The organism is Streptomyces europaeiscabiei (genome assembly GCF_036346855.1).
Taxonomy (GTDB): domain Bacteria; phylum Actinomycetota; class Actinomycetes; order Streptomycetales; family Streptomycetaceae; genus Streptomyces; species Streptomyces europaeiscabiei.
Window position 1 is genome coordinate 6,939,786 of sequence record NZ_CP107841.1, and the last position, 24,244, is coordinate 6,964,029.

The window sequence follows — 24,244 nt, forward strand, 5'->3', positions numbered from 1 at the left end:
CGCACCCTGCTGCGGGGCGCCTGCCGCATTAGTACGACTGCGGGTGCCTGCCTGTGGACAACTTGCTCAGCCGTCTCCGGCGACCTGGCAGCATGGCCATGTGACAGCAGCAACGCACTCCACCCTCTTCCCGCGGGTCCCCGACTCGGCCGACGCGGTGCTCGAAGGGCTCGACCCCGAGCAGCGCGCGGTGGCGACCGCCCTGCACGGTCCGGTGTGCGTGCTGGCGGGCGCCGGCACGGGCAAGACCCGGGCGATCACCCACCGGATCGCCTACGGCGTGCGTGCAGGGATCCTCCAGCCCGCCAGTGTGCTGGCCGTCACCTTCACCGCCCGCGCCGCCGGAGAGATGCGTGGCCGCCTTCGCCAGCTCGGCGCCGCCGGAGTCCAGGCCCGGACGTTCCACTCGGCCGCGCTGCGCCAGCTCCAGTACTTCTGGCCGAAGGCCGTCGGCGGAGGTGTGCCACGCATCGTCGACCGCAAGATCCAGATCGTCGCGGACGCGGCCGCCGCCTGCCGCATCCGTCTCGATCGCAACGAACTCCGCGACGTCACCGCCGAGATCGAGTGGTCCAAGGTCACCCGGACCGTGCCCTCCGACTACGCCGCCGCGACCGCCAAGCAAGGCCGCGACGCCCCCCGCGACCCGGCCGAGATCGCCCAGATCTACGCGACGTACGAGAACCTGAAGCGCGAGCGGGCCGTCATCGACTTCGAGGACGTCCTCCTGCTCACCGTCGGCATCCTCCAGGACCGCCACGACATCGCCGAGCAGGTCCGCTCCCAGTACCAGCACTTCGTGGTCGACGAGTACCAGGACGTCAGCCCCCTCCAGCAGCGTCTCCTGGAGCTGTGGCTCGGGGAGAGGGACGACCTGTGCGTCGTGGGCGACGCCAGCCAGACGATCTATTCGTTCACTGGTGCAACTCCCGACCATCTGCTCGACTTCCGCCACCGTCACCCCGGGGCCACCGTCGTCAAGCTCGTCCGTGACTACCGCTCCACCCCGCAGGTCGTCCACCTCGCCAACGGCCTGCTCTCCCAGGCCCGCGGCCGCGCCGCCGACCACAGACTCGAGCTGATCTCCCAGCGCCCACCTGGCCCCGAGCCCCGCTACACCGAATACACGGACGAGCCCGCCGAGGCCGAGGGCGCCGCCCGCCGCATCCGGGACCTCATCGCCTCCGGCGTCCCCGCCGGCGAGATCGCCATCCTGTTCCGGACGAACTCCCAGTCCGAGACCTACGAACAGGCCCTCGCGGACACCGGAGTGCCCTACCAGCTGCGCGGCGCGGAACGGTTCTTCGACCGTCCCGAGGTGCGTAAGGCGGGGGCCGCGCTGAGAGCCGCCGCCCGCTTCGGTGGCAACGACACCCTCCTCGAGGACGCCGTCGACCTTCCTTCACTGGTACGGGCCGTGCTGTCCGGCGAGGGGTGGACCAGTGAACCGCCGGCGGGCTCCGGCGCGGTCAGGGAACGCTGGGAGTCCCTGGCGGCCCTGGTGAATCTGGCCCACGACTTCGCCGCGGCCAAGCCCGACGCCACGCTCGGCGACCTGGTGGCGGAACTCGACGAACGGGCGAACGCCCAGCACGCCCCGACCGTCCAGGGCGTCACCCTCGCCTCACTGCACTCCGCGAAGGGTCTGGAGTGGGACGCCGTCTTCCTGGTCGGTGTCGCCGAGGGCATGATGCCGATCTCCTATGCGAAAACGGACGAACAGATCGAGGAGGAAAGACGACTCCTCTATGTGGGCGTCACTCGCGCGCGCGATCAGCTCTCGGTCTCCTGGGCCCTGTCCCGCTCGCCAGGCGGCCGGCCCAACCGCCGCCCCAGCCGCTTCCTGAACGGCCTGCGCCCCGGATCCACCGCGACGGCGGGCCGGACCGGTACGGGCGGCTCGGGCGGCGTCGAACTGGGCTCGGGGGGCGGCCGGACGGGTGACCTGGCGGCACGCGGCACCGAGGCCGCTCCACGCCGCGCCGGCCGGACCCCGGCCCGCTGCCGCGTCTGCGGACGCACCCTGCGGGACGCCGGCGACATGAAGCTGATGCGCTGCGAGGACTGCCCCTCCGACATGGACGAGGGCCTCTACGAGCGACTGCGCGAGTGGCGCGCGGCCCAGGCGCAGCGCAGCGGCCAACCGGACTTCTGTGTCTTCACCGACCGGACGCTGATGGCGATCGCGGAAGCGGGGCCGAGCACTCCGGTTGAGCTGGGTCGCATTCCCGGTGTCCGCGCCCGCAAGCTGCAGCGGTACGGCGCCGATGTTCTCGACATCTGCGCAGGTCGGGAGCCCGGGTGCGAGGACGAGAACGACTGATGCGAACTCGTCGAAAAAATAGTTTGCGCATGCCCCGGCAATCCCCATAGGTTCTTAGGCACGAGAGCAGCGGCCTTCTCGAAGGCCCCGGTTTCGTGATGTACTTCATATCCGTCGGATTGGCTCGCGCCGGTCCCCATAGACGCCGAGAGGAGGCGAGTCCAGTGATCAGCATCAACACCAGCTTCACCAGCACGGTCAAAATGACCGATCGCTCGGCCGTCTCCCTGTGCCTGCTCGGCGTCTCGAACCTGGGTACCGGTCTGTCCGCCATCAGTGGCGGCCGTCCGGCGTCCTCCGTGTCTCTGGCGGGTCTTCCCGTCCGTGAGCGCAATGAGCGACCGACCAGGGCACTGGAAGCGGCAGTAGAGGCACAGGCCCAGGCCTATGCCTTCGCGGCAGCCGGTGCCGGATTCCGGAAGCAGACGACGCAGCATCACCTGATGTGGGCCTTCCGTGGGCCTGAACCCTGGAGTGATCCAGCCTGATCGACGATCAGGCCGGCGCCTTCAGGGCCGCGGAACCCCACCCGGGATCCGCGGCCCTTCTGTTTGTCCCCGACCGGGGACTGCAGAGCGAAGGGGCCTCGGGACAAGAAAAGAACCCGGTACCAGCCGCCACCGGCCAACAGGCCGGAACGACCAGACGAGGAAGACGAACCGTGCAACTCGAAGCGCACGCCCCGTCCGTACCGCCTTCCGAAACGATCTCCCCGCCCGGCCTCACGGAGGACTCCACCTTGACCCCGCTCACCGCGCTCACCGCGCTCGACGACGCCATCGAGAACCTCGGCGTACCCGTCCCCTGCCGCTCCTACGACCCGGAGGTCTTCTTCGCCGAGTCGCCGGCCGATGTCGAGTACGCCAAGTCCCTCTGCCGCACCTGCCCGCTGATGGAGGCCTGCCTCGCCGGCGCCAAGGAGCGGCGTGAGCCCTGGGGCGTCTGGGGTGGCGAGCTCTTCGTCCAGGGTGTCGTCGTGGCCCGCAAGCGGCCTCGTGGTCGCCCGCGCAAGAACCCGGTCACGGCATGAACATCACCGGAACGATCGACCGCCCTCTCACGCACGATCCCAAGAAGCAGGCCCCGATGAAGCCGTCCGCGAGTGAGCCCGTCGGCTCCGCGACTCCAGACTTCACCACCACCGGCGCGAACGCCTCGCGTCAGAACAGGACCCGAGAGATGCATCTCATGCCAGAAGCCCTGGCTCGTGCGCATATGCACGAGCGCCTGCACCAGGCCGAGCAGGAGCGCCAGGCCATGCGTCTGGCGGTCGCCCGCCGGATGCAGCGCCGGGCCGAGCGCGCTTCGATGCGCGCCCGCCGTGCGCTCGCCATGGCGGTCATGCAGTAGTCGCCACGCGGCAACCGGCATAACCAGCCTGGGCAGGCACATCAGAACCACCGATAGCAGTGGCTCTCCGCGGGGGCCGGTCCGAACGGACCGGCCCCCGCGGTGCGTGGTGACCACTGATCCGTCGACTGCGGCGATATCGTCGCCGAGTGACGAGTCTTTCCGGGGACAGCGACAACGGCGGCTCCGCCGCAGAACCCCAGACCCTCATGTGCGCCCGCTGCGGCACCACCGCCGAAACCCCTCAGCCCCTGTGGATCTGCTCCGTGGAGAACGGCGGACGGCACTACTTCTGCAACACCTGTGCCCGGGAGAACCTGCGAGCGATCGAGGGCAGGCTGGACTCGGCCTGGTGGTGAGCCTCGGGCCAAGCCTCTGGTCGGCACTCCTTCCGTGATACGGATCCCGGTCCTGACCCGGATAGCGGAGACAGCGGACGAATCGCCGCTGCTCGAACCGTCGCCGCTCGAACCGGTTACGCCTCCGCGACCGACTCGCCCTCCTCCTCGAACTCTTCGAACAGGAAGCCAGGCAGCCATTCCTCCAGTTCGTCGCGCATACGGACCGTCGCGCCGAGTTGGCACAGGACGCCGATGGTGCTCAGGGTCACCCGGTGGATGAGGAGGTAGGACGGCGGCAGGTTCAGCTGCTTGCCCAACTGGTGGGCGGGGGAGCGGGGGTCGGCGATGCGAGCGGCCTGGCTGCGCATCCAGCCGCGGGCGAAGGAGAACTCGTCGGCCCGGACCGGCTCGATGATGGGGTGGAGATAGTCGAGGACCGCGTCCGGGTCCAGGTCTATCGACTCCTTCACGAAGCCCTCTGTGCGGAGCATCTCGTAGACGGCCTCGGCATCGCCCTCGATCGTCAGCCGCAGGGCCTCACCGATCGGGTTCGGCAGGCCGCCCGGCAGACGGTCCACCGTGCCGAAGTCGAGCACGCCGAGGCGCCAGCCGCGCTTCTCGTCCGGCACGAGGCGGAAGTTGCCCGGATGCGGGTCGGCGTGCAGGAGGCCGGTGCGGGCCGGGCCTGAGAAGAGGAAGCGGGTCAACAGCTGGCCCGCCCGGTCGCGCTGCTCCTGAGAGCCGTCGGTGATCACTTCCGAGAGAGGGATGCCCTCCATCCACTCGGTCACCAGCACCTGATCGCACTGGTGCACCACAGCCGGGACCACGACGTCCGGGTCGCCCGCGAACTCCTCCGCGTGCGCCTGCTGGGCCTGGGCCTCCAAGCCGTAGTCGAGCTCTTCGGAAACACGGTCCCGCAGCTCCGCGATGAGCGGCTTGATGTCCATCCCGGGGATCAGCGGGCCCAGCAGACGAGCGAACCGGCTGAGTTGGCCGAGGTCGGAGAGCAGGGCCTCGCCCGCGCCCGGGTACTGCACCTTCACCGCGACCGTGCGGCCGTCGTGCCACACCGCGCGGTGCACCTGGCCGATCGAGGCCGCGGCAGCCGGCTTCTCCTCGAACTCCAGGAACAGCTCCTGCCAGTCCTTTCCGATGCGCTCCTCCAGTACGGAGTGGACCGTGCGGGTCGGCATCGGGGGCGCGGCGTCCTGGAGCTTCGTCAGAGCCGCGCGGTAGGGGCCCGCTACCTCCTCGGGGAGCGCCGACTCGAAGACGGACAGGGCCTGCCCGAACTTCATCGCGCCGCCCTTCAGCTCGCCCAGGACCTTGAACAACTGTTCCGCCGTGCGCTGCTGGAGTTCGCGGCCCACGAGCTCCGCCGACTCGCCGACGATTCGCTTGCCGAGTCCCCAGGTGGCCCGGCCTGCGATGCCGAGCGGAAGCGCGGCGAGCTTGGCGGTCCGGGTGACCGCCTTGCGGGGAAGATCAGACATGCGCCCTCCAAGTCCCAGCAGGCCGTGCCGCGTGTGCCTTGCGGGACAACCTCGTTGACCGCTGTTGCCCTGCCATTGTCTCGTGCGCCTGCCCGTCCTTTGGGGTGTGTTCCCCGTTACGTTTCGCGGAGGCCCCTTTTTCCGCGGCTGTGCAGGAACATGCCGGGTGGGGCCACACCGGGCGCGGGTGCCAGTCGAACCCCGGTACCGAGACCTCCCAGCGGGCGCCCGTGCTGGACGGCATGTGCCCGTCGAGGAACGCGAGCGCATGCCCCGCGGCCAGTCCGGCGACGGTCGTGGCCAGGGTGAGATCGCAGGCTTCGAGTTGGTGCGGGCGACCGGACCTCCACTGGGCGACCAGCCGCGGCCAGGTCTCGTCGCGATCGGCACGGCTCTGGTCCAGACAACCCGCGCAACCCGTCTCGCCTGGCAGGACCAGGGGCCCGACCACGCCTGTCCCCTCCACCACCCCGGCATACAGGTGCGGTGTGCCCGAGGCGATGAGTGGCTCGGCGGCCCCGGGCTTGGGGGCGTGGACGTCGACACCGTCGCGTGGGGCGAGGATGACCAGTGAGAAACCGGGCTCCTCGCGCAGGCGGTTCATCGGCATCTCCTCGGACGGGTCGGTGGCCTGCCGTGGTCCGCGGCGGCGTCGGGGCGGGCGATCGGGTGCCGCGTGGCGAGCGGCTCGGCGTGCCGCCATGTCCCTGCGCTCGCCGATCGACTCGGTCGGCAGACCACCGGGCGTCACGTCCCACGGCTCGACCCGGCCGACATCGCGGACGTCGACCTCGCCGACGCCGGCCGCCGAGAGCAGGGAGGCGAGCACCGCCCCCACCCGGCCCGCGCCCCGTACCTGCACTCTCAGTGACCGGCGGGCGGCCAGGCGCTGCATGGCGTCGCCCGGCTCGGGCTCGATCAGAGAAAGCGCGGCAGCGTCTGGGCGCAGGCGGTCCAGGACCTCGGGTTTGGCGCGCAGGTCGTCCGCGGCCGGACCGCCGCCCGTCGCGTCGTCCAGCAGGCCGGATCGGGAGAGGCGGTCCACCAGACCGTCCACATGGCCGTCCGGCAGGCCCATGCGGCGGCCCTCGTCGCGCAGGAGCGGCAGTCCGCGTGTGCCGTCGAGCAAGGCGAGAAAACTGCCTGTCGCCGTGTCCATCGGGCCCAGCACCATGGCATGTGCCGGTGCCAGACCGAACTGCACGGTGTTGAGATCCCGCCAGCCGCGCCGAAGCGCGGGCTTCACCATCGGATGCATGATCGGCCCCCGTAGCCAGAGATAGGTCCCCGTGTGCCGACGGTGCGAGTGCCTGATCCGCCGACGAGTGCCAGCATGCACGGACTGCGACGACGCCTGTCGAGAGTTGTCCACAGGTGACGGCATCCGTAGTACAAATCAGGCGCTCGGGGTGCGGATCGATATCGAACCGTCCCGGAGGAGGGACTTTCCCCGTGTGCAGCGGGTAACGTCGGGGCGTGCCCGCCGACCCCCTGCACCGCGCCGGAAAGCCACAGCGCAGCACGACGAGCCAGCCGCCAAGCGGCTCGCGGGCTAGCGCGATCGAAGTCCGCAGGAGCGCGCGACGGCGCAGAACGGTCTCCGCGTACCGCGAGGGCGATCGCACCGTCGTGCTCATCCCCGCTCGGATGTCCGAGGCGGAGGAGCAGCGCTGGGTGACCGTCATGCTCGACAAGCTGGCCGCGCAGGAAAGCAAACGACGCCTCGGCGACGCCGAACTGGCGGAGCGCGCCGCGCGGCTCTCGGACCAGTACTTCGGCGGTCGTGCCCGTCCCACCACGGTCCGCTGGGTCACCAACCAGAACACCCGCTGGGGCTCGTGCACCCCCGCCGAGGGCAGCATCCGCCTTTCGCACCGGCTGCAGGGCATGCCCGAGTACGTCGTCGACTACGTTCTCCTCCACGAACTCGCCCACCTGCTCGTACCAGGTCACGGGCCCCGTTTCTGGCAGCTGCTGGAGGCCTATCCCCGCACCGAGCGTGCGCGCGGCTACCTCGAAGGGGTGGTCGCCGCCGACCGGCTGCCGCATCTGCCGGTCGGCGGGGACGAGTGACACCGCCACGCGGCCGCTCGGCGGAACGCGGTTCGCGAACTGCGGCCTGAAGGCGGGGCACGGCCTCCGCCCCGAGAACGAGCGATGCGGAACGGGTGTCCCACGCGCGCGTGTGCGGTTGTGAGGCCCATGGCCGAAGTCGCGCTTTTGTACCGGATCTGTACCAGCCTCGTACGTCTCAGGACTTTGCGGTTAGCCTGGCGCGACGCACTCGCAGGCGCACGCACTTTCGGGATGGGGGACGGTCGTTACGCATGGCCAGGGAATTCCAACGCGGCCACAAGGCCAAGATCAGTGACCTCACCGCGGGTACGGACCTGTACGTAGGTGTACAGATCTCCGGCCCCGGGCTGAGCTTCGACATCAGCTGCTTCGGTCTGGACGCCGACGAACGGCTCTCGGACGACCGCTACTTCATCTTCTTCAACCAGCCGAAGTCCCCCGAGGAGTCGATCCAGCTCCTGGGTACCCAGTCGGGTGACACGGAGTCCTTCCGCGTCACTCTCGACAAGATTCCGCCCGGGATCCAGAAGCTGTCCTTCACGGCGACGATCGACGGCAACGGGCAGATGTCGCAGATCGCCCCCGGCTACGTCCGAATCGTCGCGGGTGGCGAGGAGGTGGCCCGGTACCCGTTCGACGGCTCGGAGTTCTCCACCGAGCGTGCCGTGATGCTGGGCGACTTCTACCTGAAGGACGTGTGGCGGTTCGCGGCCGTCGGGCAGGGCTTCGACGGCGGCCTCGACGCGCTGCTGAAGAACTTCGGCGGCGAGGTCGCCGAGGAGGAGCCCGCCGCCGCACCGCAGCAGCCGCAGGCCGACGCGGCGCCCGGCTTCGCTCCGCCCGCGTTCGGTGCCCCGGCCGCTCCGGCCCCGGCGCCCACGCAGGGATTCGCGCCGCCGGCGCCCTCACCCTCCGTGCACGCAGCTCCGACCATCGCTGCGCCTTTGCACACGCCGCCCGGCGGCTCCGTTCCGCCCCCGGCCGCGCCCCCGCAGGGCGGCCCCTTCACCCCGCCCGGCGCGCCGCCTCAGGGCGGGCCCTTCACCCCTCCGGGTGCCGCGCCTCAGGGCGGGCCCTTCACCCCTCCTGGCGCAGCTCCGCAAGGCGGCCCGTTCACGCCCCCCGGGGCTCCCGGGGCATTCCCGGGGCAGGCTCAGCCCTTCGGCGGCGGTACGCAGCTCGCGCCGGTGCCACCGGAGGCGGGGCTGCGGGTAGTTCTGACGAAGTATTCCGAGGCACCCGTCGGAGACCGCTGGACCGAGCAGAACCCGCAGCTGGTGCGGACGACGCTCACCAAGGGCGCCAACATCCTGGCCAAGCAGGGCAGCATGGTCGCCTACCAGGGCGACATCGACTTCGCCCACAAGGGTTCCGGCCTTCTCGGCAAGTTGACGGGCCAGCTGACCGGCCAGGGCATGGCCCTGATGCGCTGCTCCGGGGACGGTGAGGTGTTCCTCGCGGACGAGGGCAGCCACCTCTTCGTCATCCGCCTGGAGAACGAACAGCTCTACACCAGCGCACGCGGAGTCCTCGCCTTCGACGAGGCGCTGGACACCGAGATCCGCCGTATCGAGGGCGCTGGCCTGCCCGGGGGTGGCCTGTTCAGCATGCTCTTCTCCGGCACGGGAGCGGTCGTCGTCAAGACGCGCGGCGTTCCCGTCGTCCTGCCCGTCGGCCCGGCCACCTACGTCGACGGCAACGCCGTCATCGCCTGGTCCGCCGGCGCACAGGCCGTCACCACGACCTCGCTCAGGCTGCGCCGCTCCGGGTACGCCCGGCAGACCCAGGAGGCCGTCAACCTCCAGTTCCGCGGTGCCCCCGGCAACTTCGTCGTCGTCCAGCCCTTCGAGGTGTGAGGCAGAGCATGGACCTCCAGACACTCAACGCGCACCGCTCCACCTCCACCGGCGTCCGTATGAGCGTGCACAGCTCCAAGACGCTCAAGGTCACCATGGTCAGCGGCCAGGACCTCCTGGCCAAGGCCGGCTCGATGATCGCGTACGACGGCTACGTACAGTTCGACGGCCCACCCGCCACGCTGCGGCGCAGCGCGGAGGAGATGGTCAGCGGCGAGGGCGGCAAGCTGATGCTCTGCCGGGGCGACGGGGACCTGTACCTCGCCGACTACGGCGGTGACGTCCTCATTCTCCACCTGAACAACGAGGCGCTGTCCGTCAACGGTCCCACCCTGCTCGCCTGCGACGCCTCGCTCCAGCTCACCATCGAGCCGGTCAAGGGCCTGGCCAAGCTCTCCGGCTCGGGCCTCACCAACCTCGTGATCCGTGGCACCGGATGGGTCGCACTGGTCAGCCGGGGCGTGCCGATCTCCCTCGACTGCGCCGAACGGGAGACGTACGTCGACCCGGACGCGCTGATCGCCTGGACCGACGGCCTCGACATGAAGGCCCGCCGCACCATCAAGGCCAGTGCGCTCATCGGCCGGGGCAGCGGGGAGGCCTTCCAGATCGGTTTCAAGGGGCGGGGCTTCGTGGTCGTCCAGCCCAGCGAGGACACCGGCGACCGTTTCAAGATCCGTGGCTGACCGGGGCTGAGAGGAGAACAGCACACCATGCACAGCACACTCTTCGCGCACATCCCGGTGAACCACACCGAGCGCTACACACTGCAGAACCCACAGCTGCTCAAGACCGACGTCACCATCGGCAGCAGTCCCGTCCTGGCCCGCCAGGGCGCGATGGTCGCCTTCGAGGGGCAGGTCGACTTCGACAGCCAGTACCGCAACCGCAGCTGGCGCAACGCCGAGCGGATGACCGGTGAGCGGCTCGAACTCATGCGCTGCAAGGGCAACGGGATCGTGTATCTCGCCAACTTCGCGCAGTACCTGCACATCATGGAGGTCGGCCGCGGCATCACCGTCGACTCCTCCGCCGTGCTCGCCTTCGACGGCTCCCTGAACGTCGGCATCGTCGCGGTGGACAGCGCCGTCGAGGTGGCCTCGGCCGGGGCGTACAACCTGGAGCTGTCCGGTGGCGGCAAGGTCGTCCTGATGACCTCGGGTGCGCCGCTCGCTCTGGAAGTGACGCCCGAGAAGAACATCTGCGTCGACTCGGACGCCGTCATCGCCTGGTCCACCTCGCTGCGTACACAGCTCCAGGCACCGACCTCCACCTCCGCCGTGTGGCGCCGCAGGGGCTCCACCGGTGAGGGCTGGGAGATGCACTTCGGTGGCCAAGGACATGTCCTGGTGCAGCCGAGCGAGCTGCTGCCGCCGCAGCACCTGCGTACGTCCGGGGTGCTCGGACAGTTCGGCATGGGTGGCGGTGGACTGAGCGGAAACTCCCTCGGGGGCAGCCGCAACTGATCAGTGGGTGCAGGGGTAAGGGGCGTCCGTCATTGCGGACGCCCCTTACCGCGTCCGTCCCCCCGGCGGGGGCCTTCCCACAGCCCGTCGGCGGCACACCGTGGGACCGCCGACTCCACGCGAAAGAGCGAGGTCAGAGCCGTGCACGCGCGGCGTCCAGCAGGCGTACGACCGAGTCGTCGGCCACGGCCGGCACCTCGTCGTAGGCGTACCAGCGCAGGTCGAGGGACTCGTCGCTGATCGCTTCGACTGCTCCGACGGGGGCAAGGGCCGCGTACTGGACGTCGAGGTGCCAGGCGCACGGGGTGTGATGGCGGTCGAGGCGGACCGGGCCGCCCGGCAGGAGCGTCAGACCTGCGATGCCGGACTCCTCCGTGGCCTCGCGGAGGGCGGAACCCGCCAGGGTGGTGTCCTCGGGCTCGCAGTGGCCGCCCATCTGAAGCCACATGCGCAGCTTCCTGTGGAGAGTGAGCAGCACCCGGCCGCGCTCGGGATCGATCACCAGGCCGCTCGCCGTGATGTGCCCGGCGCCGCACGCCTTCCACATGCCGTCCGGATGGGCCGCCAGGTGGTCGAGGTACGCCTGGCGCAGCTCGGACTGGTCCTCGTAGCTCTTCAGTACGAGGACCGTGTCGTCGTGCAGGGTCACTCTGTGTCGTCGTCCTTCTTCTTGAGGTCCGGCTTCTCGGTGGAGCCGCCCGCGGCCTCGCCGAGCATCTTGTCCAGCTCGGAGAAGTCCATCTGCTCGCGGTGGACGAAGCCGTCCGGGTCGTCCAGGTCGGACGCGGTCGGCAGCATGTCGGGGTGGGCCCACAGGGCGTCGCGGCCGTCGACACCCCGTGCGTCCGTGAGGGACGCCCACAGGCGGGAGGCGTCGCGCAGACGGCGGGGGCGCAGCTCCAGGCCGATGAGCGTCGCGAAGGTCTGCTCGGCCGGGCCACCCGTGGCGCGACGGCGGCGCAGCGTCTCGCGCAGCGCGTCCGCGGACGACAGGCGCGGCTTCGCGGCGGCGTGCACCACCGCGTCCACCCAACCCTCCACCAGCGCCAGAGCGGTCTCCAGACGGGCCAGGGCGGCCTTCTGCGCCGGAGTGTCCTCAGGCTGGAACATGCCCTGCTGGAGTGCCTGCTGCAGCTCTTCCGGGTTCTGCGGGTCGAACTGGCCGACCACGTCCTCCAGCTTGGCCGTGTCGACCTTGATCCCGCGCGCGTAGCCCTCGACCGCGCCGAACAGGTGCGAGCGCAGCCAGGGCACATGGGCGAAGAGACGCTGGTGGGCGGCCTCGCGCAGGGCCAGGTAGAGCCGCACCTCGTCCTTGCCGATGCCCAGGTCCTTGCCGAACGCCTCCACGTTCAGCGGCAGCAGCGCGGCCTTGCCGGCCGGGCCGAGCGGCAGGCCGACGTCGGTGGAGCCCACGACCTCGCCCGCGAGCACGCCCACGGCCTGCCCGATCTGCTGGCCGAACATGGCGCCGCCCATCGACTTCATCATGCCGATCAGCGGGCCGGCCATGGCCTGCATCTCCTCCGGCAGGATGTCGCCCATGGCGCCGCCGACCCGCTCGGCCACCGGGTCGACGAGCTCCTTCCACGCTGGCAGGGTGGCTTCGACCCACTCCGCGCGACTCCACGCCACGGCGGAGCCCGCGCCGGACGGCAGGGAGGTCACGTCGTCGAGCCACAGGTCGGCCAGGCGGACGGCCTCCTCCACGGCGGTGCGCTCCGCGGGGCCGATGCTGGCGTCCTTCGTGCCGTCGGCGGTCCCCTGGGATACCGTCTGGCGGGCGATCTGCTTGGCCATGTCCCAGTTCACCGGGCCGCCCTCGTACGAGAGCATCTGGCCCAGCTGCTGGAAGGCGGCGCCCAGGTCGGTGGGGTTCATGGAACCGAACATCGCGGCGAACGGATTGTCGGCGCCGGCGCCGGGGCCGCCGGCTCCGGGGAACCCGAAGCCGAACGGGTTGGCCGGTCCCTGACCACCACCGCTCTCCTGGTCCTTCTTCTTGCCCTCGTCGCCGTCGTCCGGCTCCTCCGGCGGAAGGCCGAATCCGAATGGGGTGTCACTCACGGGATTCCTCGGCTGATAGGGCCATCGGTTTTCTCCGACGGCACGGCTGCCCGAACACCACCCAGCGTAGACACCACGGCGGGTTAAGGCCTCGGTGCTCCGCCGACCGAAGGCCTGCGGCAGGATGGATGCCACCTGGTACGTGCGCGGTCACCCGCGTTCGTACTGAAGACAACCGCTGGAGACGCCCGGTGAGTTCCCCAGATCCACAGGTTCGCGCAGCGCGAAACCACTCAACCAGTCCCGCCGCGCGCGGGCCCGTCGTCGCGGTCACCGGTGCCGCGTCCGGCGTAGGAGCGCTGCTCACCGAGCGGCTCGCCGCGTCCGACGAGATCCGGCAGGTCATCGCCATCGACGAGCGGCGCGGCGAGTGCGCGGCCGCGCAATGGCACATCCTGGACGTGCGGGACCCGGCGATCGCCGAGAAGCTGCGCGGGGCGGACGTCGTGGTGCACCTCGCCGTCGACCTCGACCTGGGCACCGACTCGGCGGCACGCAGCGCGTACAACGTACGCGGCACGCAGACCGTGCTCACGGCGGCCGCGGCGGCCGGGGTGCACCGGGTCGTGCTGTGCACGTCGGCGATGGTCTACGGGGCGCTGCCCGACAACGAGCTGCCGCTCTCGGAGGATGCCGAGTTGCGGGCGACTGCCGAGGCCACCGGGGTCGGCGATCTGCTGGAGATCGAGCGGCTCGCACGCCGGGCACCGCGCGCCCATCCGGGCCTCAATGTCACCGTCGTGCGCCCGGCAACCCTCATCGGAGGGACGGACACGGCGCTGACCAGGTACTTCGAGTCGCCCCGGCTGCTGGTGGTGGCCGGGTCGCGGCCCGCCTGGCAGTTCTGTCACGTCGAGGATCTGTGCGGCGCGCTGGAGTACGCCGTGCTGGAGAAGGTCGACGGGGAGCTGGCCGTCGGGTGCGAGGGGTGGCTGGAGCAGGAGGAGGTCGAGGAGCTCAGCGGGATCCGGCGTATGGAGCTGCCTTCCGCGGTCGCGCTCGGGGCCGCTGCCCGGCTCCACCGGATCGGGCTGACGCCGTCGCCGGCCGGGGACCTGGCGTACACGATGTATCCGTGGGTCGTGAGCGGGAGTCGCCTGCACGACGCCGGTTGGCGACCGCTGTGGACGAACGAGGAAGTGCTCGCGGAGCTGCTGGAGGAGGTCGCCGGGCGGCACACCGTGGCCGGGCGGCGGCTCGGGCGCAAGGACGCGACCGCCGCGGGTGCGGCGGGGGCGACGGTCGCGCTGCTGGGTACGGCGGCGTTGGTGCGGCGGGCCCGGAAGGCTCGGGGGCGGCGCTGAGAAGCGGCATGGGGCGCGCGTCGGAGATTCCGCCCCCCGCCGCCTTTACCCGTTCAGTCCCGTAGCCCGTAACTGTTCCTCTTGCGGCCCCATCTGCCATCGGCCACCGCCTCGACCTCGAACGCCGGACGGGCTGAGCACTTGAATCTCCCGCCTGTAGGAGGATCCAAGCCACCACGCGCGCGTGACAGCGGTTTCGACCATGCCGGGTCGGGGGCGGGTGGGGCACGATGGGGGTATGGCACTGAATGATGATCATCCCGGTGAGCAGGGGGCTGCGGAGCCCATCAGACTGATCGGGATTCGAGAGACGGCGCTCTCCGTCGACGAGGTGTTCCGGGCGGTCGGGGAGGACGCGGCCGGGGGGACCGCGCTGTTCGTGGGGACCGTGCGGAACCATGACGGGGGAGCCGATGTCGACGGGCTCGGCTATTCGTGTCACCCGACGGCCGAGGCGGAGATGCGGCGGATCGCGGAGAAGGTGGTCGCCGACTATCCGGTGCGGGCGCTCGCGGCCGTGCACCGGGTGGGAGACCTTCAGGTCGGGGACCTGGCCGTGGTGGTCGCCGTGTCGTGTCCACACCGGGGCGAGGCCTTCGAGGCGTGCCGCAGACTGATCGACGACCTGAAGCACGAAGTCCCCATCTGGAAGCATCAGAAGTTCTCCGACGGCACCGATGAATGGGTCGGCGCATAGCGCCGTCGGTGAGGGGTGGCGGTCGGGCGGAGGGAGAGCTGGTGGGAGCCTTTTGAAGCCGTGACCGGAACGCGCTCGTGCGCGTTCCGGTTGCGTAACCTGCCCCCCGGCGCGAGCGTTGACAAAGCGGACGGATAATCTGCTGATCAGTCAGTTGTGGTTGCTTGATAGGGGTTGGGAGGCCGGCATGGCGGCGCTCGCCTGGTTGCTGATTCCACTTGTGGCCGCGATCGGTGCCGGACTGTGGGGCGGCTGGGCCAGCCGGAACCGCAGGAGCATCGAGGACGGCAGCGAGCTCGCGGGGTACTCGCGCTTCCGCGAGGCCATGGAGCGGTCCCACTCCGGCGGCTAGTGCCGCGGCACTGGCGGCCTGCTTCGCCCCAGCCCCGGACGGACGGCCCCGACAGTGCACCGACAGGCCTGTCCCGTACTGTCGTTCCATGCCACGCCGCACCGCGACGATGCTCGCCTCCACCCTGATGCTGATCGCGCTCCTGTGCGCAGGTGTGATCATTCCCGTGCCCTACTCGGAGATGTCACCGGGACCGACGGTGAACACGCTCGGGGAGCACGGCGGCGAGCCGGTGCTGCAGATCTCGGGACGCAAGACGTACGCGACGACCGGCCACCTCAACATGACCACGGTCCGTGTGACCAGCGCCGACTACCGGATGAACCTCGTCGAGGCCGTGTACGGCTGGCTGGCACACGACAACAAGGTCGTGCCGCACGACACGCTCTATCCGGACGGCAAGACCGAGGAGCAGTCGACCCAGGAGAACGCCGAGGAGTTCAGCCAGTCCCAGGAGAGCGCCAAGGTCGCGGCCCTGGAACAGCTGGACATCCCGGTGAAGTCCTGGGTGATCGTCTCCACCGTCCTCAAGGACTCCCCGGCCGAGGGCGAGCTGCACGCCGGTGACGTGATCAAGTCCGTCGACGGTACGGCGGTCAAGGCGCCCGAGGACGTCGCGAAACTGGTCACCAAGCACAAGCCCGGCGAGGACGTCGACTTCCTCATCGTGCCCGCCAAGGCGCAGGCCGCCGCGGAGAAGGCGAACCGGACGGCGACCGAGACCGAGAAGGTCACGATCACCACGGCGAGGTCCGACGACACGGGCGAGGAGCGGGCGATCGTCGGCATCTCCGCCGGAACCGACCACACCTTCCCGTTCACCATCGACATCAAGCTCGCCGACGTCGGCGGCCCGAGCGCCGGACTGATGTTCGCCCTCGGCATCTACGACAAGCTCACGCCGGGCAATCTGACGGGCGGCAAGTTCGTGGCCGGCACCGGCACGATCGACGACGAGGGCAAGGTCGGCCCCATCGGGGGCATCGAGATGAAGACGGTCGGTGCGCATGACAAGGGTGCCGAGTACTTCCTGACGCCCAAGGACAACTGCGCCGCGGCCGCCAAGGACACCCCCGACGGCCTCACCCTCGTCAAGGTGGACACCATCGAGGACGCGCTGGGAGCGCTGAAGGACATCCGCTCCGGCGACACCGCCGACCTGCCGAAGTGCACCACCAAGGGCTGACGGGGACGGACGTACACGCGCGTGGGGGCGCTCCCGAGGACCGGGGGCGCCCCCACCGCCGTACAGCAGCCGGAGATCAGTCCACGAAGGTCGCGGACAGGGCCTCCGCCAGGCCCGGTACCAGTTCGGGGCCGGTGAGGACCTCGGTCGGGGTGTCCTTCTCACGCAGGCGCAGAGCGGAGTCGCGGGAGCCGTCACGGAGGACGGCGACCGTCATACGGACCTCCTGGCGGTCCGGGTGGGAAGCGACCCACTCGGAGAGGCGGGTGTCGTCGAGGTTCTCGGGGACGGATGCCTCGGCGGACGGCGGCAGCATCAGCCGCTCCACGGTCAGCGCGCAGCCGACCACCGCGTCGGGCCAGGCGATGGTGCCGAGGAACTCGTCCAGGGCCTTGCCTGCGGGGATCTCTTCCTGCTCGATCGGGGTGAGACCGACGGTCTCGGACTCGTTCTGCAGACCGAGCTGGGCCGCGAGGGCGGGTTCCTGGGACCGCAGACGCGCGGTATCCACGAGGGCGAAGAGGCGAGCGGGCTGGTCCCAGCCCAGGCCCGAGGTGTACTCGTCGATCTCGAGCACGGCCCGGGTGAGGGGGTTCGCTGCCATGGGAGTGTTGGACATGGTCACAATCCTGCCTCGTTCGTTCCCGGAAGCGGGAACCGAGTAAAGCGTGAGTAAGTTGCATAGGTGAGGCCCCTGCGATCACGGGGCCCGCTGGAGGGTCCGTAGACGCGGGCCTGACGTATCGACAGCGAACTTCGAGGTGCGCACCTTGGCTTTCCAGATGCCGGACCGCGGCGGAGGCCCGACGGGGCCGCGGATCAGAGTGGGCCGACCGTCCCGACGTGTCCGGACGCTGCTCATGACCTTGGGCGTCCTTGCCGTCCTCGGCATGGCGTTCGTCATGTTCGCGGGATTCTGGACGGACTGGCTCTGGTACCGGTCGGTGAGGTATTCGTCCGTCTTCACCACCACACTCTGGACGAAGATCGGGCTCTTCTTCGTCTTCGGTCTGCTCATGTCGGCCTCGGTCGGATTCAACATCTGGCTGGCGCACCGGCTGCGGCCACCGCTGAGCGCCATGTCGATGGAGCAGCAGAGCCTCGACAGGTACCGCATGGGCATCGCGCCCTACAAGAAGTGGCTGCTCCTCGGGATCACCTCCCTGGTGGGCCTCATCGCCGGCGCCTCCGCCTCCGGGCAGTGGCGCACCTGGCTGATGTGGGTCAACGGAGTGTCGTTCGGCCAGAAGGACCCCCAGTTCGGTCTGGACGTCTCCTTCTATGCCTTCGACCTGCCCTGGTACCGCTTCCTGCTCGGCTTCGGCTTCGCCGCCGCCGTGCTCTCGGTGATCGCCGCCGCGCTCACGCACTACCTGTACGGCGGCCTCAGGGTCACCTCCCCGGGCGCGCGTGCCACGGCAGCGGCCACCGGGCACCTGTCGGTGCTCCTGGGTATCTTCGTCACCCTGAAGGCGGTCGCGTACTGGCTCGACCGGTACGGGCTCGCGGTGAAGTCCAGCGACTTCAAGGCGACGGGCAACTGGACGGGCCTCAGGTACGTCGACGCGAACGCGTACCTGCCGGCCAAGACGATCCTGTTCTGCATCGCCGCCATCTGCGCGCTGCTGTTCTTCGCCACCATCTGGCGGCGCACCTGGCAGCTGCCCGTCATCGGCTTCGGCCTGATGGTGCTCTCCGCGATCCTCATCGGCGGGCTGTACCCGGCGATCGTCCAGAAGTTCCAGGTCCAGCCGAACGAGCAGGCCAAGGAAGCGCCGTACGTCGAGAAGAACCTCTCGGCGACCCGGCAGGCCTACGGCATCGACGGGACCGAGGTCGAGGAGTACTCCGGTGTGAGCGACACCACGGACAAGGCCAAGCTCCGTGCCGACGCCGACACCACGGCGAGCATCCGCATGCTCGACCCGAACATCGTCTCGCCGACGTTCCAGCAGCTCCAGCAGATGAGGAACTACTACGCGTTCCCCACGAACCTGGACGTCGACCGGTACGCCAACGAGGACGGTGCGGAGCAGGACACCGTCATCGGCCTGCGCGAGCTGAACCTCGCCGGCATCCCGAAGAACAACTGGATCAACGACCACTTCCGCTACACCCACGGCTACGGCGTGGTCGCGGCCAAGGGCACCGAGGCCACCTCCGGCGGCCGTCCGGTGTTCACGGAGTCCGACCTGCCGTCCAAGGGCGACCTCGGCAAGTACCAGCAGCGGGTCTACTACGGCGAGAAGACCACCCAGTACTCGATCGTCGGCGGTCCCCAGGACGAGATCGACTACTCCGACGACAGCGGTGAGAAGACCACCAGCTACAAGGGCAACAGCGGGATCAACCTCTCCAGCCCGGTCAACCGGGCCGCATACGCGGTGGCGTTCAACGAGCCGCAGATCCTCTACTCCGGTGCCATCGGCGAGGGTTCGCGGATCCTGTACAACCGCACGCCCAAGGAGCGCGTCGAGGCGGTCGCCCCCTGGCTGACCATCGACGGCGACGCCTACCCGGCCGTCGTCGACGGGAAGATCCAGTGGATCGTCGACGCGTACACCACCACCAACGGCTACCCGTACGCCTCCCGCACCACCCTGGGCGACACGACGGCCGACTCGCTGACCGCGGACAACAGCCAGCGGGCGGTGGTGGCCCAGCAGAACCAGGTCAACTACATCCGCAACTCGGTGAAGGCGACCGTCGACGCGTACACCGGCGAGGTCAAGCTCTTCCAGTGGGACACCCAGGACCCGGTCCTGAAGACCTGGATGAAGGCGTTCCCGGGCACGGTGGAGCCGAAGGAGGACATCTCCGACTCGCTCCTGGCCCATCTGCGGTACCCGCAGGACCTCTTCAAGGTCCAGCGCGAGCTGTTGACCCGCTACCACGTGAAGGACGCCGAGACGTTCCTCAGCGGCAGCGAGGTGTGGCAGGTCCCGGACGACCCGACCAACACCTCGGGCAACGCGGTGCCGCCGTACTACCTGAGCATGAAGCTGCCGGGCCAGACGGAACAAGCGTTCTCGCTGACCACCACGCTCACGCCGAACGGCCGGGACAACCTCAGCGCCTTCGTGTCGGTCAACGCCGAGGCGGGCACCGAGGACTACGGCAAGATCAGAATTCTGAAACTGCCGACCAGTGAACCGATTGACGGACCGAAACAGGTCCAGAGCCAGTTCAACTCCGAACAGGACATCGCCGAGACCATCAGCCTCCTCAAGAGAGGTGACTCGCAGGTCGAGTACGGCAACCTCCTGACGGTCCCGCTCGACGGCGGACTGCTCTACGTGGAGCCGGTCTATGTGCGAGGCGGCGGGCTCAAGTACCCGCTGCTGCGCAAGGTCCTGGTCACCTACGGCGGCAACACGGCCTTCGAGGACACGCTCGACGCCGCGCTCAACAAGGTGTTCGAGACCGAGGGTTCGCCCACCGAGCCACCCGTGGACGACGGCGACGAGGGCACCGACGAGCCGCCGCCGTCCGGCGATCCGACCGTCCAACAGGCCCTGGAGGAAGCCCAGAAGGCGTTCGACGAGGGCCAGCAGGCGCTCAAGGACGGCGACTGGGAGAAGTACGGCCGCGCCCAACAGGACCTGGAAGACGCGCTGAAGCGGGCCGAGGACGCACAGTCCAAGACCGACGGGACCGGCGGCAGCGGCAGTGGGAACAGCGACCAGAGCGACGACGGAGGCTCCGGAAACGGCTGATGCAAAGCTCCACCCCGCACCGTGGTACGGTTGCAACGCAACGGCGCGGGGTGGAGCAGCTCGGTAGCTCGCTGGGCTCATAACCCAGAGGTCGCAGGTTCAAATCCTGTCCCCGCTACTGAAGTTGAAGGCCCGGATCCTCTAAAGGATCCGGGCCTTCGACGTGTTGTCGGGAGCAGCTGGGAAATCTGTGTTTGACTTGTCGCTCTGTGGGCATGTCGACAAAACGCTGTAGTGACCTCAATGGCTGCGGTATACCAGGTGTACCCAGGTTGCAGGTGGTGCGACGATGGACGTTATGGGGGACAAGGCAACTCTGTTGGAGACAGGGCGGTTTGCGCAGCCTGCCGACTTTGTGCTGCCCGCCGGGTCCGCTTCGTCGGCCGAGTCCGTGCAGGCGGCGGACGAGGACGAGGCGGGGGGCGCCGTAGAGGAGGCGCGTCAGCGGCTCGCCGCCGAAGCCGGAGACGCCGAGGCGATGAGCGTCCTCGGGGCCATGCTGCTGCGCCGCGGCGACCTCGACGCAGCCGAGCCCCATCTGCGGGGCGCCACCGCCGCGGGGGACCGCGCGGCCGCCAACAACCTCGGTGTCCTGCTGCATCAGCGCGGGTACGCGGACGAGGCCGCCAGCTGGTGGCGGATCGCGGCCGTAGCAGGTTCCGCCGCGGCCGCGCACGCGCTCGGCCGGCACCACCGTGAGCGCGGCGACGAACCGGCCGCCGAGTACTGGCTGCGCCAGTCCGCCGAGCAGGGGCACGCCTTGGGTGCGTACGCCCTCGCCGACCTGCTGGAGCACCGCAGTGACGCCTCCGCCGAGCGGTGGATGCGGGTCGCCGCCGAGCGTGGGCACCGTGAGGCCGCGTACCGGCTCGCGCGGGCGCTCGGCGAACTCGCCGAGCAGGAGGAGCGCGCGGCCGTGCGCGAGGGGCGCAGAATCGCGCGCGCGGCGTTCGAGATCGGAAGCGCGAGCCGTGAGGCCTCCCGCGAGGGCCGTCCCGTCGTACGGGAAGGTCGTGCCGCCGCGCGGGTGGGGGAGCCCGGCGTCGACAACGGTGTCGGGGGAGCCGCCGCCGAGGAGGCCGAGCAGTGGTACCGCCAGGCCGCCGCGCGCGGCCACCGTCGGGCCGCCCTGCACCTCGGGGCGATCCTGGAGCGGCGCGGCGAGCTCAAGGAGGCCGGCCGCTGGTACCTGACCTCCGCCAAGGACGGCGAGCCGCGCGCCGCGTGCGCGCTCGGGTTCCTGCTGCGGGACGCGGGCGACACCGAGAGCGCGGCCGTGTGGTGGCTGCGGGCAGCCCAGGACGGCGACGGCAACGCCGCCAACGCCCTGGGCGCGCTGCACGCCGAGCGTGGTGAGACGCAGACCGCCGAGCGGTGGTACCGGGCCGCGATGGACGCCGGTGATGTCAACGGGGCGTACAACCTCGGGCTGCTCTGCGCCGAGCAGGGGCGGACCGCTCAGGCCGAGCAGTGGTACCGGCGGGCCGCGTACGCCGGACACCGGGAGGCGGCGAACGCGCTGGCCATCCTGCTGCTGCAGGTCGGTGACGCGTCCGGGGCCGAGCCGTGGTTCTCCAAGGCCGCGGAGGCCGGCAGCGTGGACGCAGCCTTCAACCTGGGCATCCTGTTCGCCGGACGGGGCGACGACGTGAAGGCGCTCGTCTGGTACGAGCGGGCGGCAGCCGCCGGGCACACCGAGGCGGCGCTCCAGGTCGCCATCGCGCGGCTGCGGGACGGCGACGAGCGGGCCGCCGAGCGGCATCTTCGGTGTGCCGCCGGCGGGGGCAGCGCGGAGGCCGCGTACCGGCTGGCCGCGGTGCTCGACGCGCGTCGGCCGCCCGCGCCCGCACATGAGCTGGGGGAGCCGGTGCGGGAGAAGAACGAGTGCGAGGAGTGGTACGAGAGGGCCGCGTCGCAGGGGCATCGGCGGGCGCAGGTGCGGGTCGGGATGCTGGCCGCGGGGCGGGGGGACGTCGTGGAGGCGGCGCGGTGGTACCGGGTCGCGGCGGAGTCCGGGTCGCGGAACGGGGCGTTCAATCTGGGGCTCCTGCTCGCCCGTGAGGGGAGTGAGCCGGAGGCCGCGTTGTGGTGGGCTCGGGCCGCCGACGCGGGGCATGGGCGGGCGGCGTTGCGGCTTGCGCTCGTCTACGCGCGTCGGGGTGAGCTGGTGGAGGGGAAGCGGTGGGCCGACCGGGCCGTCGCGCTCGGGCCGGCGGAGGTCGCGGAGCGGGCCGCGCGGTTGCGGGATGCGTTGCGGGACGAGATGTCGGCGTAGCCGTTCTCGGCCGGGGCGGCTGTGCGGGCCGGTGGCGTGACGGTGCCCCGGGGGCGGTGCTGTGCGGGATGGGTGTCGCTCACCGGCGCTCACCGGGTGCCGTCGCGCCTCCCGTGGCGCCCACGGCGACACGACTGCGCGCACCGTGGCAGATGGGCGCGCGCCTGCCGCGGCCGGGCCGCTCTCAAGGGATTTGCGCTGGTCGGTGGCCGTGACGTAGTGTTCAGTCTGTCGACGCGGGGTGGAGCAGCTCGGTAGCTCGCTGGGCTCATAACCCAGAGGTCGCAGGTTCAAATCCTGTCCCCGCTACTGAAGACCTAGGGCCCGGAACCGATCAGGTTCCGGGCCCTAGGTGTATCGCTGTGGCGATGTGTCGATCAGTTGTCATGGCGGGCAGAGAGAAGCCCCCGGCGGTTCTGCTGCCGGGGGCTCTGTCGTGTGTCGGTGGGGCTATGCCGTCGTGCAGGTCGGGCAGACACCTCGGTAGGTGACCTCCACGTCCGAGACGGTGAAGCCGAAGCGCTCGGAGGAGGGCAGGTCGGCGAGAGGGTTCCCGGTGGGGTGGACGTCCCGGATCGTGCCGCACCGGGCGCAGACCAGGTGGTGGTGCGGGCGGTGCGCGTTGGGGTCGTACCGCTTGGCCCGCTTGTCCGTGGCCACCTCGAGCACCTCGCCGAGGACGACCAGTTCACCCAGGGTGTTGTAGACGGTCGCCCGGGAGATCTCGGGCAGCTTGGCGACAGCGCGTGTGTGCACCTCGTCGGCCGTCAGATGGACGTGTTCGCCGTCGAGGACCTCGGCCACGACGCGCCGCTGCGCGGTCATACGCCATCCGCGTCCGCGCAGCCGCTCCAGAAGGTCACTCATACCGGTCAGCGTAACAGCATGAGAGAACAGATCCCGAACAGATGTGACTTTAGAAGATGGATTGACTTGGATTTAGTCCAATGTGGGATCGGGCGTGATCGGTGGAGGCTTTCGATCGGTCAAGGCCTCGGCAGGCGCCTGGAGGCCGCCGTCCAGGCCCTGTGTGGCTGACCGGGGTTGGACCGCTTGTCGTCGAGGGCGGGCCGGGATCTCGTTGGAGGTTCCCGGCCCGTTCGTGTGTTCGGGGTCGGCTAGGCCGTCGCGTGCTGTCGGGCCGGGGTCCAGCAGCGGATGATGTCACGGACCGAGACGATGCCTATGGGGGCGCCCTGGTCGAGGACGATCAGGTGGCGGAAACCGCCGTGGGTCATCGCGCGGGCCGCTTCCTCCAAGGTCCAGGACGGCGTGGCGAACACGACGTCGGTGGTGGTGTGGGCGTGGGCCCGCTCGGCGTCGGGGCTCTGGCCCAGGCCGACGGAGTTGAGGACGTCGCGTTCGGTCAGTATCCCGAGTCCGCCGGCGTCCGGGTCGAGGACCACGGCCGCGCCGATCCGGCGGGCCGACATCAGGGCGGCGGCCTGCCGGAGGGTGTGATCGGGGCCGATGGTCAGGACCACTGTGCTCATGGCGTCGCGGACGAGCATGGAGTTCAGCCACCTCCTAGGGAATCCCGGCGAACGGATAGTTCAGGGATTCACAAGTTCACAAGTGGGGGGACTCTCAATGTGACAGGTAAAGCGGAGGTCAACAAGGGGGCGTGCGTGGTCAGTTCGGGGCGCCCTGGGATCACTCCGGGGTCCTGAACGCATCTGAAGGGGACGGGAGGTGACGGGAGGAGAGGAGGCGGGAGGAGGCGGAAGGAGACGGCGTGG

General features: G+C 70.0%; 22 protein-coding genes and 2 tRNA genes. 17 read left to right on the plus strand and 7 right to left on the minus strand.

What is annotated here, in order from left to right:
• Positions 1-43 precede the first annotated feature (43 nt).
• The 5 genes from OG858_RS30420 (at position 44) to OG858_RS30440 (ending at position 4,032) form a co-directional block, all read left to right on the plus strand.
• Positions 44-2,323 (plus strand): ATP-dependent DNA helicase UvrD2, encoded by a 2,280-nt coding sequence (locus OG858_RS30420; protein ID WP_086747575.1) that lies wholly within the window; start codon positions 44-46, stop codon positions 2,321-2,323.
• Between the two features lie 164 nt (positions 2,324-2,487).
• Positions 2,488-2,811, plus strand: a complete 324-nt coding sequence (locus tag OG858_RS30425) for a hypothetical protein (protein ID WP_046704454.1) — start codon at positions 2,488-2,490, stop codon at positions 2,809-2,811.
• Positions 2,812-2,984: 173 nt separating this feature from the next.
• Positions 2,985-3,353 carry a WhiB family transcriptional regulator gene (locus tag OG858_RS30430; RefSeq protein WP_037695023.1) on the plus strand — a complete coding sequence of 123 codons (369 nt, stop codon included), beginning with the start codon at positions 2,985-2,987 and terminating at the stop codon, positions 3,351-3,353.
• The gene (locus tag OG858_RS30435) at positions 3,350-3,673 is read left to right on the plus strand and encodes a hypothetical protein (protein WP_086747576.1); all 324 of its coding nucleotides are present in this window, start codon (positions 3,350-3,352) and stop codon (positions 3,671-3,673) included. The genes OG858_RS30430 and OG858_RS30435 overlap by 4 nt, the downstream gene beginning before the upstream one ends.
• A gap of 149 nt (positions 3,674-3,822) precedes the next feature.
• Entirely contained in the window at positions 3,823-4,032 is a 210-nt protein-coding gene (locus tag OG858_RS30440; RefSeq protein WP_086747577.1) for a hypothetical protein, read from the plus strand.
• 116 nt (positions 4,033-4,148) lie between these two features.
• Here the strand turns inward: OG858_RS30440 and OG858_RS30445 are convergent, their stop codons facing one another.
• Entirely contained in the window at positions 4,149-5,510 is a 1,362-nt protein-coding gene (locus OG858_RS30445; RefSeq protein ID WP_086747578.1) for an ABC1 kinase family protein, read from the minus strand.
• Positions 5,503-6,768 (minus strand): TOMM precursor leader peptide-binding protein, encoded by a 1,266-nt coding sequence (locus OG858_RS30450; RefSeq protein ID WP_319262874.1) that lies wholly within the window; start codon positions 6,766-6,768, stop codon positions 5,503-5,505. The genes OG858_RS30445 and OG858_RS30450 overlap by 8 nt, the downstream gene beginning before the upstream one ends.
• A 218-nt stretch (positions 6,769-6,986) precedes the next feature.
• Here OG858_RS30450 and OG858_RS30455 point away from each other — a divergent pair, with 218 nt between their 5' ends.
• The 4 genes from OG858_RS30455 to OG858_RS30470 all read left to right on the plus strand — a co-directional run bounded on the left by OG858_RS30455 (position 6,987) and on the right by OG858_RS30470 (position 10,908).
• Complete coding sequence (locus OG858_RS30455; protein WP_086747580.1) at positions 6,987-7,583, plus strand: M48 metallopeptidase family protein; 597 nt, start codon at positions 6,987-6,989, stop codon at positions 7,581-7,583.
• A gap of 254 nt (positions 7,584-7,837) precedes the next feature.
• Complete coding sequence (locus OG858_RS30460; RefSeq protein ID WP_319066537.1) at positions 7,838-9,442, plus strand: TerD family protein; 1,605 nt, start codon at positions 7,838-7,840, stop codon at positions 9,440-9,442.
• A gap of 8 nt (positions 9,443-9,450) precedes the next feature.
• Entirely contained in the window at positions 9,451-10,128 is a 678-nt protein-coding gene (locus OG858_RS30465) for an AIM24 family protein (RefSeq protein WP_319262871.1), read from the plus strand.
• Positions 10,129-10,155: 27 nt separating this feature from the next.
• Positions 10,156-10,908 carry an AIM24 family protein gene (locus OG858_RS30470; protein ID WP_037695045.1) on the plus strand — a complete coding sequence of 251 codons (753 nt, stop codon included), beginning with the start codon at positions 10,156-10,158 and terminating at the stop codon, positions 10,906-10,908.
• A gap of 133 nt (positions 10,909-11,041) precedes the next feature.
• On the opposite strand, the gene OG858_RS30475 is transcribed toward OG858_RS30470, so the two are convergent.
• Together OG858_RS30475 and OG858_RS30480 are read right to left on the minus strand one after the other, a co-directional pair.
• Positions 11,042-11,557: an NUDIX hydrolase gene (locus OG858_RS30475; protein ID WP_086747262.1), complete on the minus strand. Its 516-nt coding sequence runs from the start codon at positions 11,555-11,557 to the stop codon at positions 11,042-11,044.
• Positions 11,554-12,975, minus strand: coding sequence for a zinc-dependent metalloprotease (locus OG858_RS30480; RefSeq protein WP_319262869.1), 1,422 nt, complete (start codon positions 12,973-12,975; stop codon positions 11,554-11,556). The genes OG858_RS30475 and OG858_RS30480 overlap by 4 nt, the downstream gene beginning before the upstream one ends.
• A gap of 191 nt (positions 12,976-13,166) precedes the next feature.
• Here OG858_RS30480 and OG858_RS30485 point away from each other — a divergent pair, with 191 nt between their 5' ends.
• The 4 genes from OG858_RS30485 to OG858_RS30500 all read left to right on the plus strand — a co-directional run bounded on the left by OG858_RS30485 (position 13,167) and on the right by OG858_RS30500 (position 16,514).
• A complete protein-coding gene (locus tag OG858_RS30485; RefSeq protein WP_319066540.1) occupies positions 13,167-14,279 on the plus strand; it encodes an SDR family oxidoreductase in 1,113 nt (370 codons plus the stop codon).
• Positions 14,280-14,517: 238 nt separating this feature from the next.
• On the plus strand, positions 14,518-14,976 hold the full coding sequence (locus OG858_RS30490; RefSeq protein ID WP_086749860.1) for a molybdenum cofactor biosynthesis protein MoaE: 459 nt from the start codon (positions 14,518-14,520) through the stop codon (positions 14,974-14,976).
• 187 nt (positions 14,977-15,163) lie between these two features.
• Positions 15,164-15,328 (plus strand): hypothetical protein, encoded by a 165-nt coding sequence (locus OG858_RS30495; protein WP_179201162.1) that lies wholly within the window; start codon positions 15,164-15,166, stop codon positions 15,326-15,328.
• 88 nt (positions 15,329-15,416) lie between these two features.
• Positions 15,417-16,514: a YlbL family protein gene (locus OG858_RS30500; RefSeq protein ID WP_086749859.1), complete on the plus strand. Its 1,098-nt coding sequence runs from the start codon at positions 15,417-15,419 to the stop codon at positions 16,512-16,514.
• A gap of 76 nt (positions 16,515-16,590) precedes the next feature.
• On the opposite strand, the gene OG858_RS30505 is transcribed toward OG858_RS30500, so the two are convergent.
• Positions 16,591-17,133 (minus strand): PPA1309 family protein, encoded by a 543-nt coding sequence (locus OG858_RS30505; protein WP_179201161.1) that lies wholly within the window; start codon positions 17,131-17,133, stop codon positions 16,591-16,593.
• A gap of 163 nt (positions 17,134-17,296) precedes the next feature.
• Between OG858_RS30505 and OG858_RS30510 the strand changes: the two genes are divergently transcribed.
• The 4 genes from OG858_RS30510 to OG858_RS30525 all read left to right on the plus strand — a co-directional run bounded on the left by OG858_RS30510 (position 17,297) and on the right by OG858_RS30525 (position 22,814).
• Positions 17,297-20,230: a UPF0182 family membrane protein gene (locus OG858_RS30510; protein ID WP_086749857.1), complete on the plus strand. Its 2,934-nt coding sequence runs from the start codon at positions 17,297-17,299 to the stop codon at positions 20,228-20,230.
• 44 nt (positions 20,231-20,274) lie between these two features.
• Positions 20,275-20,348: transfer RNA gene (locus OG858_RS30515), tRNA-Met, on the plus strand.
• A 180-nt stretch (positions 20,349-20,528) separates the two neighbouring features.
• The gene (locus tag OG858_RS30520; protein WP_409000807.1) at positions 20,529-22,505 is read left to right on the plus strand and encodes a tetratricopeptide repeat protein; all 1,977 of its coding nucleotides are present in this window, start codon (positions 20,529-20,531) and stop codon (positions 22,503-22,505) included.
• A gap of 235 nt (positions 22,506-22,740) precedes the next feature.
• A tRNA-Met gene (locus OG858_RS30525) sits at positions 22,741-22,814 on the plus strand.
• A 141-nt stretch (positions 22,815-22,955) separates the two neighbouring features.
• On the opposite strand, the gene OG858_RS30530 is transcribed toward OG858_RS30525, so the two are convergent.
• On the minus strand, positions 22,956-23,372 hold the full coding sequence (locus tag OG858_RS30530; RefSeq protein WP_046706261.1) for a Fur family transcriptional regulator: 417 nt from the start codon (positions 23,370-23,372) through the stop codon (positions 22,956-22,958).
• Between the two features lie 251 nt (positions 23,373-23,623).
• The gene (locus tag OG858_RS30535) at positions 23,624-24,016 is read right to left on the minus strand and encodes a CBS domain-containing protein (RefSeq protein ID WP_060890755.1); all 393 of its coding nucleotides are present in this window, start codon (positions 24,014-24,016) and stop codon (positions 23,624-23,626) included.
• Between the last annotated feature and the right edge of the window lie 228 nt (positions 24,017-24,244).